This is a genomic window from Mucilaginibacter rubeus (assembly GCF_003286415.2).
Classification (GTDB): Bacteria; Bacteroidota; Bacteroidia; order Sphingobacteriales; family Sphingobacteriaceae; genus Mucilaginibacter; species Mucilaginibacter rubeus_A.
The window spans coordinates 1014258-1027068 of the sequence record NZ_CP043450.1; the positions used below are offsets into that span (position 1 = coordinate 1014258).

The window sequence follows — 12811 nt, forward strand, 5'->3', positions numbered from 1 at the left end:
TCGCCCTTCAGGCGTCATTGCGAGGCACGAAGCAATCGCGAGCTGCAGAGGCACTTGCACAGTTACTCTGTAAGTAGGGGATTGCTTCGTGCCTCGCAATGACGTGTGGAGAGAGTAAGGCACAAAAAAAAGCCATCGAAAATCGATGGCTTTTAAATATCTTATTGTGGAAGTTTGATTAACCTAAGTATGATTTAAGGATTTTGCTCCTTGAGGTATGACGGAGACGTTGTAAGGCTTTATCCTTGATCTGGCGTACACGCTCGCGGGTCAGATTGAACTTTTCGCCAATTTCCTCTAATGAAAGCGGGTGATTGGTGCCTAAACCGAAGAATAGTACAATGATTTCACGCTCACGCTCGGTAAGGGTCGATAGTGAACGTTTGATCTCTTCAGATAATGACTCGTTGATCAGGATCGAATCGGTGTTTGGTTCCTGGTTTTCCAGTACGTCAAGCAGCGTATTTTCTTCACCCTGTACAAACGGTGCATCCATTGATACATGACGGCCAGAGTTGCTTAGCGTATCAGAGATCTTATCAACGGTGGTTTCCAGGATATCGGCAAGCTCTTCAGGCGATGGCTCACGCTCATACTCCTGCTCAAGCTTAGAAAAAGCTTTACTGATTTTGCTTAATGAACCTACCTGGTTAAGCGGTAAACGCACAATACGCGATTGCTCGGCGATAGCCTGTAATATAGATTGACGGATCCACCATACAGCGTATGAAATGAATTTGAAGCCCTTTGTTTCATCAAAACGTTTTGCAGCTTTAATCAAACCAAGGTTGCCTTCGTTAATCAAATCGCCTAAAGTAAGACCCTGGTTTTGATATTGTTTAGCAACAGATACAACAAAGCGAAGGTTGGTTTTGGTGAGGCGTTCTAATGCCGCCTGGTCGCCCTCGCGGATCTTCTGAGCTAAAATTACTTCTTCTTCAGCAGTTATTAGGTCAACTTTACCAATCTCGTGCAGATATTTGTCAAGCGATTGTGACTCGCGATTGGTAATGGATTGCGTTATTTTGAGTTGTCTCATTTAGTTTCTTAAGCCTCTCTACTCAGTGTTCAGGGAGTAGAACGTGTAAATCTACAAATTTGTTCTAAAAAAATACAATTGGTTAAAGTATTTTGAAAAAAAATATGGCATTAATTAATATTGTAACATGTTGATAGTGAGGGTTTAATTTTGGTTGTGTAAAGATTCTGTGCATGTTTATAATAATAATTGTGCAAATTACCAAGCGGTATGATTTTTGTGGTGATCTTATGACACTCCTTAAACATCACTCAATTTAAAGGCTTCTTTCATTCTTATTCCTTTTTCTGTCTGTTGTAGTGTACAGCATTCGTTAACCGGGTCGTGTTCAAAATATAATATGTATTCTTTTTCGAGCGCTTCGTTTAAAAATAACTTTTTCTCGGTAAGCGTTTGCAGCGGGAACATATCATAAGCCATTACATAAGGTATAGGCAGGTGCCCTACAGATGGCAGCAGATCGGCCATATACAGGATCTGTTTACCTTTATAATTAATAAGTGGCAGCATCATAGATTCGGTATGCCCGGATACAAAGCGGATATCAAAATCTTTCATGAAATTGATACCATCTGCCGTGTCAATAAATTTTAGTTGACCGCTTTCCTGTATAGGTATAATGTTCTCCCTGAAAAAGGACGCTTTTTCACGCTCGTTAGGGTTTACAGCCCAGTCCCAGTGTTTGGCGTTGCTCCAATAGGTAGCATTTTTAAAGGCCGGTAAAAGCGTTTCTCCATCTCTTACAACAGCCCCGCCAACGTGATCAAAATGCAAATGGGTTAAAAATACATCAGTAATATCATTGCGGTGAAAACCCAGGGAAGCCAGGGAACTATCCATGCTTGCATCGCCATGTAGGTAATAATGGCTGAAAAACTTTTCGCTTTGCTTATTACCAATGCCGGTATCAACTAAAATCAACCTATTTTCATGTTCAACCAGCAGGCAGCGCATGGCCCAGGTACAAAGATTGTTTTCATCGGCAGGGTTGGTTTTATTCCAGATAGTTTTCGGAACAACGCCAAACATAGCCCCGCCATCCAATTTAAAAAATCCGGTATCGATGGTATGTAGTTTCATTTTTAGTTCATGGTTGATGGTTCATAGATCATGGCTGGATCATAGTTCATGGTTTTTACAGATCCGGATCATGATAGTGATAAAGCTAAATTAGAATAATATTTTAAAGATAAGCTGTAGTTATAAGCTATGAAACTAAAAAGCCTCAAACCAAATGCACTGCATTTAATTTGAGGCTTTAAATATGCGTTGTAGCTAATAACTATCAACCAGGATTTATGAACTATGATCCATAGCCCATGAACCTAAAAACTACAAGTGGATACACTCGCCGTAAGCTTCGGCTGCGGCTTCCATTACAGCTTCACTCATGGTTGGGTGAGGATGTACCGATTTGATGATCTCATGACCGGTAGCTTCTAACTTACGTGCGGTAACTACTTCGGCAATCATTTCGGTAACATTGTAACCAATCATGTGAGCACCTAAGAACTCACCGTATTTGGCATCAAATATCACTTTTACGAAACCATCTTTAGCACCGGCAGCACTTGCTTTACCCGAAGCTGAGAATGGGAATTTACCAACTTTAATTTCGTAACCGGCTTCTTTAGCTGCTTTTTCGGTGTAACCAACAGAAGCAATCTCAGGCGAGCAATAAGTACAGCCCGGGATGTTGTTATAATCAAGCGGGTGAGGGTTTTCGCCGGCAATTTTTTCAACGCAGATGATGCCTTCGGCAGAAGCTACGTGAGCAAGGGCCTGACCTTTAACGATATCGCCGATAGCATAAACGCCTTCAACGTTGGTACGGTAAAAATCATCAACCAATACTTTACCACGATCGGTTTTAACGCCGTTTTCTTCAAGGCCAATGCCTTCAAGGTTAGTAGCGATACCTACTGCAGAAAGAACGATTTCAGCTTCAAGGGTTTCGGTACCGGTAGCTGTTTTTACAGTTACTTTGCACAGATCGCCGCTGGTATCAACCGCTTCAACATTTGAGCTGGTCATAATATTGATGCCTTGTTTTTTAAGGATACGGTTTAATGCTTTTGATACATCTTCGTCCTCAAGCGGAACGATGTTATCAAGGTATTCAACAACGGTAACTTTGGTGCCTATAGCGTTATAGAAATAAGCAAACTCGATACCGATAGCGCCAGAACCAACTACGATCATTGATTTTGGCTGCTGAGGCAATACCATGGCCTGGCGATAGCCGATTACCTTTTTGCCGTCCTGTTTAAGGTTAGGCAACTCGCGTGAACGACCGCCTGTAGCTAATATAATGTGTTTCGCGCTGTAGGTTTTAGCTGAACCATCGGCAGCTTTAACTTCAACAACACCTTTGCTTTTCAATTTACCAAAGCCAACAAGAACATCAATCTTGTTTTTCTTCATCAAAAACTGAACGCCTTTGCTCATGCCATCGGCAACGTTACGGCTTCTTTTAACAACTGAGGCAAAATCAACTTCGCCGGCGCCGTTAATTTTAATACCATAATCGGTACTGTGGTTAAGGTATTCAAAAACCTGGGCGCTTTTTAATAAAGCCTTGGTTGGGATACAACCCCAGTTCAAACAGATGCCGCCTAATGATTCTTTTTCAACAATGGCGGTTTTTAAACCAAGCTGGGAAGCGCGGATAGCAGCAACATAGCCACCCGGACCAGACCCAATAACAATTACATCGTAATCCATATTATTATTGATATACTTTAATTTCGTTTCAAAGGTAAATAAGTATCGCGGACTTTTGTGGTTTTTCCGCAGGCCCCTATTTTTTCGAAGGCCAAATCTAAATAAAAAGGGCTGAAACCAAAAATATACCGCCGGTATATATGACTTGTCCCGGAGGATTTATATCTGCGCTGTGTCATAAAATAGGTGCTGTTAATTTAACCGTTGAGTTCGCATATGATTTAAACCATATTATTTATCATATTTTCATTGTTTGTGACCATTGTTTTATGGTTTTTGTATTTATGATGTAAAATGTTGATAAATATATAATGATTGTTAACGTTAACTTAACATTAGTGATTGCCTCAATAATTATCTTTGCGCCAATTAATTAAACGTATAATTAAAAAAGCAATTTATGAGGAAGCATTACCTTCTTTTATTACTCCTTATTGGCTTTTCGTTCTTCACTGGAAAGAGCGTATTAGCCCAGGGTGTAACCACCGCCAGCATCAACGGTACCGTTACCGATGCTAAAGGTGCTATCCCCGGTGCAACTGTATCAATTGTACACATTCCAACAGGTACTGTGTATTCAACCGTAACCCGTGCCGACGGTCGTTACAACATCCCTAACTTAAGGGTAGGTGGTCCTTACACCTTCAAAGTAACTTTCATTGGTTACGCAAACTTCGTTCAGGAAGGTATTAACCTTTCAATCGGTCAGGATCAAAGGATCTCTGCTCAGCTTGCAGACAATACTACTTCATTAAAAGAAGTAACTGTTAGAGGCGCTGCTGGTAAAGTGATCAACTCATCACGTACCGGTGCCCGCGAAACTATTAGCCGTCAGCAAATCGAAAACTTGCCGACTATCGCGCGTTCATTATCTGACTTCACTAAATTAACCCCTTCTGCTAACGGTTTGTCATTTGGTGGTCGTTCAAGCACTTTCAACAACATTACTGTAGACGGTGCATTGTTCAACAACTCATTTGGTTTATCAGGTACTTTGGGTGGTCAAACAAGTTCACAGCCAATTTCATTGGACGCGATTGACCAGATCCAGGTTGATATTGCTCCTTATGACGTTCGTCAGGGTAACTTTACCGGTGCCGGTGTAAACACTGTAGTAAAATCAGGTACCAACCAGGTTAAAGGTACTGCTTACTACTACGCTCGTGGTTCAAAATTACAAGGTTACCATGTTGGTCCAACCAACCTTAACGTAACCGACGTTAACTACCACACAGACGGTGTTGCGGTAGGTGGCCCAATCATCAAAAACAAATTATTCTTATTCGTATCTGGTGAGCAGGAAAGAATCACTCAACCACCTTCATCTGTTTATGTAGCAGGTGGTTCAGGTGCAAGTGGTGCTAACGTATCACAGGTACAAGCTTCTACACTTGATGCAATCAAACAAAAACTTGCAACTTTCGGTTATGACCCAGGTGTTTACCAAGGTTACAACTACCGTACTTCAAGCAACAAGTTAACTGCTAAAATCGATTGGAACATCGACAAAAACAACACTTTAAGTGCTAAGTATTTCTACTTAAAATCATTTAAAGATCAGCCTGCAAGTAATTCAGGTATTACTAACGGTGGTGTAGGCTACGGTACTACACGTGCGCCGGGTGTAAACACTTTACCTTTCTATGGTTCAGGTTACACCATCAACAATAACTTTAACATTGGTATTGTTGAGTTGGATACTCGTTTCAGCAATAAAATTTCAAACAAATTTACTGTTGGTTACTCTGCTTTAAGAGACTTCCGTAACTTCCTTGGTAGCTCAGCTATTCCAATGGTTGATATCGGTAACGGCACAAGCGATGCTAACGGTAACGTAGTAACCGCTGCTAACGCAACAGCAACCAGCTTTGGTTCTGAGCTTTATACAGCTGGTAACTTGTTAAATACAAACATCTTCCAGTTTTCTGATGATTTAACCATCTTCTCTGGTAAACATGAGATCACTATCGGTACAAGCAACCAGATCCAGAGCTACACCAACGGTTTCGCTCCTGATTACAATGGTTTGTATACCTATAACTCAGCTTCAGATTTTATAAACGGTTTACCTGCACAGGCTTATACTTTACGTTACTCTGCAGTAGGTAATGATTTCCCTTTTGCTAAAATCAAAGCTTCTATCTACAGCGCTTACGTACAAGATAAAGTACACGTAACTGATAACTTCAGGTTAACTTACGGTTTAAGGGCTGATTATGATGTATTCCCTACTACTTTAGCTGCAAACTCTAACGCTGCTGCTTTAACTTTCCAGGGTGGTACTCATGTTGACGTTTCTAAATTGCCAAAAAACAGGGTTCAGTTATCACCTCGTTTAGGCTTTAACTGGGATGTTAACGGCGACCAATCAACTCAGGTTCGTGGTGGTTCTGGTTTATTTACCGGTTCTGTACCATTTGTATGGATCTCAAACCAGGCTTCAAACAACGGTTTATTGTTTGGTTCATACACTATTACCAAAGCAAATGCAACTCCTGCTAACGCCGGTCAGTTAATTTTTGATCCAAACGTTAACAAAAACAGGCCTACAAATGCAGTAGCTGCTACTTCATACGAGTTAGATGTTGCTGATCCAAACCTGAAATATCCAAAAATCTGGAGAACAAACTTAGCTATCGACCAGAAATTACCTGGTGGTATCATCGGTACTATCGAAGGTGCTTACACTAAAGATATCCGCGCTATTTATCACCAGAACCTTGTTCTTTCTGATGGTTACAGCACTTTTGCTGGTCCTGAAGGTCAAATCCGTTACGATTCTAAAAACACTACGCCAGCTGCAGCTGCTGCAACTGCGCAAAACCCAGGTATCACTGGTTTATATTACATGAAAAATACTTCAAAAGGTTTTTCATACTTCATTACCGGTCAGTTACAAAAAAGCTTCACCAATGGTTTTGCTGCAAGCTTCGCGTATACTTACACCAAATCGAAAGATGTTAACGACGGTGGTTCAACGGCAAGCACTATCTGGAGCACCAGGTACGTTGCCGGTAACCCTAACGCTGATAACATTTCAAACAGCTCATACGTACAGCCAAACCGTATCATCGCTACAGTATCTTACCGTAAACAATACGCTAAAAACTTAGCTACTACAGTAGGTTTAGTATTTGAAGCTGCTAACAGCGGTGCTATCTCTTACATCACTGCTAACGATCCTAACGGCGACGGTGCTACCAACGACTTAATGTACATCCCAAAAAATCAGGGTGACATCTTGTTAGTTGCTGCTCCAACTGCTGCTAACGGTACTGTTGATACTCGTACTCCGGCTCAAATCTGGAACCAGTTGAATAACTTCATCAACCAGGATTCATATTTAAGTGCACACAGAGGTCAGTATGCTCAAAGGAACGGCGCTATATTGCCAACCTACAAAAGGTTAGACTTGCACTTTGCTCAGGATTTCATGATCCAGGCTGGTAAAACCAAAAACACTTTAGAGTTTACTTTCGACGTAATCAACTTCACCAACTTATTGAACCGCAACTGGGGTTTATACCAAACTTCATACAGTGGCTTCAACAACGGTGCAACTACAGTGTTAAGGTATATGAGCAAAGATGCTACTACTGGCAAAGCTCAGTATTCATTCCCTTATCTTGACGCAAACAATGCAATCCCTGTTACTAAGTCATTCATCAACGATATCAGCACCTTCTCTCGCTTCCAGGCGCAAATTGGTGTAAGGTATATCTTTAACTAAGAATAACTTTATAACATATAAAAGTCCCGGCCATTTGGTCGGGACTTTTTTGCTTTAGAGAAGATTCGGATAGATGCAATGTGCATTAACAATAAAGGCGCTTAAGTTGATCCTAAGCGCCTTTATTATCATATAGTATTAACTTATTTATTCGTATTCAAATACGCCAAATTCTGATGTTACTGTTACCTTCTTGGTGTCAGCCTTCTCAACGCGGCCGATGATCTGGGCATCTACACCAAAGCTTTTTGAAATGCTGATCAGGTCTGCAGCAATAGCCTCGGGTACATATAGCTCCATGCGGTGACCCATATTAAATACTTTATACATTTCCTGCCAGCTGGTTTTTGATTCCTCGTGGATGAGTTTAAACAGCGGGGGAACAGGAAACAGGTTGTCTTTTATGATATGCAAACCTTCTACAAAGTGTAATACTTTGGTTTGCGCGCCGCCGCTGCAATGCACCATACCATGTACCTGGCTACGGAAACCATCTAATATTTTTTTGATGATAGGGGCATAAGTACGGGTAGCGCTTAATACAAGCTTGCCAGCGGTTACAGATTGGCCGTTGCCGATATCAATAGCATCGGTAAGGTTTTTACTTCCGGAGAAGATCAGTTCGTAAGGAATAGCCGCATCGTAGCTTTCAGGGAATTTTTCGGCGATGGTTTTGTTAAACACATCATGACGGGCAGATGTAAGACCGTTTGAGCCCATGCCGCCGTTATATTCTTTTTCATAGCTGGCTTGTCCGTACGAAGCAAGGCCTACAATTACATCGCCGGGTTCAATGCGGTGATTTGATATCACATCTTCGCGCTTCATGCGGCAGGTAACTGTCGAGTCGACTATGATAGTGCGTACCAGGTCGCCTACATCGGCAGTTTCGCCACCGGTAGAGTAGATGCCGATGCCCGCTTCACGCAGTTCTGCTAAAATTTCTTCGGTGCCATTGATAATAGCCGCGATAACTTCGCCGGGAATCAGGTTCTTATTACGGCCAATGGTTGATGATAACAGGATATTGTCTGTTGCGCCAACGCAAAGCAAATCGTCAAGGTTCATGATGATAGCATCCTGGGCTATGCCCCGCCATACAGATATATCGCCGGTTTCTTTCCAGTAAGTATAAGCTAATGACGATTTAGTGCCTGCGCCATCGGCATGCATGATATTGCAATATTCAGCATCGCCGGTTAAAATATCAGGTACTATTTTACAAAATGCTTTAGGAAAAATGCCTTTGTCGATGTTTTTTATGGCATTATGAACGTCATCTTTGGAGGCGGATACGCCACGCTGATCATATCTTTGCGAAGAAATCATGGGCAAATATAAGGTTATTGACTTTAATAGAACGAATGGGAGGTTTGTTATAAAGCAAAATGCTATTTAATTGCTTTGCGACTTTTAATATTCCCACCCGTTATACTTAACGTTTGGAACTGCGCTGTTCGAAGTCTCTGACTTCGGACTACTATGCTTGTAGTCTGTGACTACAATACGTCTGGAACTCAAAAATACGGGATGCCTGTAGTTGCAAACTACAGGCATTGCTAATTCGAAGTCGGAGACTATTAGTGTCCGGTAAAGATCCGAGGCGACTAAATAAGTTCAGAAATAGAATAGATATCTACGATTTTAGGCAATAATGTGAACAGCAGGCCCAGGCCTTATGTAATTAAAAGCAGTTGTTTAGAGTTTGGTGAACGAATATTTGAAAATTTGCTTTGTAGTGCCTTTTCAGGCGATCTGAGAAAACCGCGTATATCTATGTATGTCATAAGATGTAAGCGGATCATAGCAGCTAAATTAGCGAAAGACCATTTAGCTGCTATGCCTTTTTTGAGGATTTTTAATATTAGATCTGCTATCAGAGCTGACCATATTTGTAACTTGATAGCGTTTTCAGAATCACCAAGAAAATACTTAAGCGGATAGTTTTGCTTTATTCTTTTGAATAACAACTCTATTTGCCAACGTTTACGGTATAATTCAGCTATAGTCATCGCACTCATTTTCATGTTGTTGGTCAAGAACTCATATATTTCACCACTATCAGGACTTTTAAATTGAACCATTCTGCCTAAAACACGATTGCAGCCTCTATGGCCCAGCCGAATGCGTTTGTCTGCAATAACTCCTTTTTCTTTGTGGGGATTATCCAATTCTTCCAGTACATCATAAGCCGATCTACTTCGCCTTCGTGTAATCCATGTTACCCCTGATGCTGAAAAACTGTTAAGTTTTATATAGTCTGCATAGCCTCTGTCAAAGACAAGAATAGAACCTTTAGGTAGATGAACCTCTTTTAAAAAACTGGAATCGTTTGCAGCAGCAGCACTATAACAAATCATACAAGGTATATCCAGATCGCTTCTTATCAGCGTATGGACTTTGATCCCGCCCTTTCGCTTCCCTACAGGATTTTGACCAGAGGTTCGTAGTATTTCCTGAAATAATGATATAGTGGTCGAATCAAAGATATACAGTCGGGAAGCTATGCTTTTCTTCCTGCTGTCCGATAAAAATCCCGAGTATCGTTGATATAGCTTGTAATAAATAGAACCGAATACATCAGCTTGTCGCCTTTGATTGGCGTCTGATATGGTACTACGCCTGGGATGATAGCGAACGCCAAGGTGATTAACCCGTTGCTCTGCTGCAAGCATACCTGTTGTCACCTCCCGTAATGAATTACAGTGATTGAAAACGGCATAAAGCATGGTTACCAAATGCTCGTAAGTATTGAATCGCTTGCAATACCTATCCGCGTTATGTTCAGCGGATATGCGACGGATCATATCCCGGGGAATAAATCTTAATAACTGCGCGAATATCGGCTGTCCGGTAAAAAAAGTACTTTTGTTCATTGGTGTTTTTTGTGTGGTAACTTAAAACTACCAATAAAGGGGGGCTGTTAAAAGCCTCCCTTGCTTTTTATTATCTTTTACCGGACACTAATAGTCGGAGACTTCGAACAGCTTGTTTTAATTATATTCATGGCTTTTAATATTCCCACCCATTATACTTAACGTTTGGAATTTCGATTTTAGGTGTTTGCCTTATTTTTCGGTTTCGCTGTTTTTTTAGCCACTTTCTAAAGCCAGCTTTGGGTTTTACACCGTATTTCTGGTTAAACCAGTGTTCTATCTGGCAGTTTATTAAAGACATATAGTTTATTGTTGTCGTAAATTTAGTGAATAAGAATCAGGTGGGTGAGTTCCTGTAAGATCAGATTCATATAAATTGATCGAAATTGTGTTTCTTTGTAAGAAAATAGATTGATGCATACATCAATCCGTTTTATCGGGTTAATCGAAAACAATTCGCGCTGATAATACCTCATCGGCAGGATTAGTATTTACTTCTGTTATGTTAAAAACACTTTCCTACAAAATAAACCGCTGGCGCTTGAAGCGTAACAGTCAGCGCAACTTTTTAATTTATTGCAGCGTTTTTGTAGGTTTTGTAGGCGGACTGGCAGCCGTGGCCCTTAAGTTTTTGGTGCATTTGATGGAAGAGCTGAGCCACAATATATCATCGCACCTGTATTATCACATAGCTTACGTGTTTTTACCGGCAATTGGCATTTTGGGTACAGTAGCCTATCAGCACCTGGTAAACCGCGATAAGATTGAAAAAGGAATAGGTAAGATACTCATTAACATCAAAAAAAATCGCTCAAACATTAAAGTCAATAATATTTATTCGCATCTGATCACAAGCTCATTAACCGTAGGTTTCGGCGGCTCGGCAGGGTTGGAGGCACCTATTGTTTGTACAGGCACAGCCATTGGCTCAAACGTGGGCAAGTTTTTTAAGCTTACACCCTATGAAAAAACTGTACTGTTAGCAGCAGGATCATCGGCAGGTATAGCGGCAGTGTTCAATAGTCCTATAGCTGGCGTTTTATTTTCGCTTGAAATATTGATAGGGGAGATCACTATTCCAACCTTTATTCCGCTATTGATAGCCTCGGCTACCGGTGTGGTTGTTTCAAAGGCCTTATACTCAGGACAGTTGTTTCACCTGGTTACCGAAGGCTGGGTAATGAACGCTTTGCCTTTTTATGTAGCCCTTGGTGTATTAAGCGGATGGGTTGCCATTTACATAGCCAAAGTAGGAGGTAAATTAGAGGGTGGTATATTTAAAAAGCAAAACCGATATGTGAGGGCCGTTGCAGGCGGTGTAATCCTGGGATTGATGATTGTGATATTTCCGCAGTTGTTTGGCGAGGGCTATCATTACCTTACGGCCATTTTAAATGGTAATATCCATGTTTTAAAAGAGGAAACTTTATTTAGCGAGTGGCTTGATCAGCCTCTTGTTATGCTGCTGTTTATAGCGGCATTGGTGTTTATGAAAATCATTGCAGCCGGCATCACCATAGGCGCGGGCGGTAATGGCGGTACTTTTGCGCCAACTATGTTTACAGGGGCTTTTCTGGGTTTACTGGTGGCTTATGGTGTTAACCAAACCGGGGTCATACATTTAAATACGGTTAATTTTATTGCTGTAGGTATGGCCGGCGCGCTGGCCGGTGTATTGCATGCGCCGCTTACCGCTATATTCCTGATAGCTGAAATTACAGGCGGGTACGTATTGTTTATTCCGCTCATGATCGTATCGGCTATATCTTATATCATATCGCGTTATTCGTCGCCGCACAATATGTACTGGAGCCATCTTATTCATGAAAACAATATCCAGCCTGGCCAGGATTACGGCATGTTGAATGCCATAACGCTTGATAGTATTATCAACCGTAAATACACGGCTGTTGATAAATCAATGACGGTGACCGATTTTTATAAAGTATTGGCCAAAACGGACGCTAATATTTTCCCTGTATTGAAAGATGACGGCAGCCTGGAAGGAGTAGTGCTGATAGATGATATCCGCCGCCGGTTGTTTAATAAGGAGATAGCAGATAGTCTGATAGCCGATATTATGATAGAGCCGCCAACTGTAATTGACTATGAGCAACCGGCCAGCAGTGTAATGGATACCTTCGATGCTATTGATGTTTGGCAACTGCCAGTGGTAAAAGATGAGGTTTTTATAGGTTTTATATCCAAATCGGCTTTGCTATCTAAATACCGGGCGGTGCTTATTGAACAGCACAAGGCAAGTGATTTGTTTGCGTAGGTGGAAAGTATGAAAAAATATGTCATTGCGAGGCACGAAGCAATCGCATGCTTTACAGAGCTGCCCTGCTTCCGTGCGATTGCTTCGTGCCTCGCAATGACATGATAAATAAAAAAGGCCGCTGATGTTTAAAATCAGCGGCCTTCTTATTTTTAGATGATATT

7 protein-coding genes are annotated in these 12811 nt (G+C 41.3%); 2 read left to right on the forward strand and 5 right to left on the reverse strand.

Annotation, left to right across the window (positions count from 1 at the left end):
* Nucleotides 1–178 precede the first annotated feature (178 nt).
* From DEO27_RS04090 to lpdA, 3 genes are all read right to left on the reverse strand, one after another.
* Nucleotides 179–1039 (reverse strand): RNA polymerase sigma factor RpoD/SigA, encoded by an 861-nt coding sequence (locus tag DEO27_RS04090; protein ID WP_090466905.1) that lies wholly within the window; start codon nucleotides 1037–1039, stop codon nucleotides 179–181.
* Nucleotides 1040–1279: 240 nt separating this feature from the next.
* Nucleotides 1280–2119 carry an MBL fold metallo-hydrolase gene (locus tag DEO27_RS04095; RefSeq protein ID WP_112570003.1) on the reverse strand — a complete coding sequence of 280 codons (840 nt, stop codon included), beginning with the start codon at nucleotides 2117–2119 and terminating at the stop codon, nucleotides 1280–1282.
* A 252-nt stretch (nucleotides 2120–2371) separates the two neighbouring features.
* A complete protein-coding gene (gene lpdA, locus DEO27_RS04100) occupies nucleotides 2372–3763 on the reverse strand; it encodes a dihydrolipoyl dehydrogenase (protein WP_112570005.1) in 1392 nt (463 codons plus the stop codon).
* 400 nt (nucleotides 3764–4163) lie between these two features.
* On the opposite strand from lpdA, the gene DEO27_RS04105 reads away from it, so the two are divergent.
* Entirely contained in the window at nucleotides 4164–7493 is a 3330-nt protein-coding gene (locus DEO27_RS04105; protein WP_112570007.1) for a TonB-dependent receptor, read from the forward strand.
* A 147-nt stretch (nucleotides 7494–7640) separates the two neighbouring features.
* On the opposite strand, the gene DEO27_RS04110 is transcribed toward DEO27_RS04105, so the two are convergent.
* Both DEO27_RS04110 and DEO27_RS04115 read right to left on the reverse strand, forming a co-directional pair.
* On the reverse strand, nucleotides 7641–8822 hold the full coding sequence (locus tag DEO27_RS04110; RefSeq protein WP_223818160.1) for an AIR synthase related protein: 1182 nt from the start codon (nucleotides 8820–8822) through the stop codon (nucleotides 7641–7643).
* A 347-nt stretch (nucleotides 8823–9169) separates the two neighbouring features.
* Nucleotides 9170–10369: an IS4 family transposase gene (locus DEO27_RS04115; protein ID WP_149301866.1), complete on the reverse strand. Its 1200-nt coding sequence runs from the start codon at nucleotides 10367–10369 to the stop codon at nucleotides 9170–9172.
* A 502-nt stretch (nucleotides 10370–10871) separates the two neighbouring features.
* Between DEO27_RS04115 and DEO27_RS04120 the strand changes: the two genes are divergently transcribed.
* Nucleotides 10872–12647: a chloride channel protein gene (locus tag DEO27_RS04120; protein ID WP_112575142.1), complete on the forward strand. Its 1776-nt coding sequence runs from the start codon at nucleotides 10872–10874 to the stop codon at nucleotides 12645–12647.
* The last annotated feature ends 164 nt before the right edge of the window (nucleotides 12648–12811 follow it).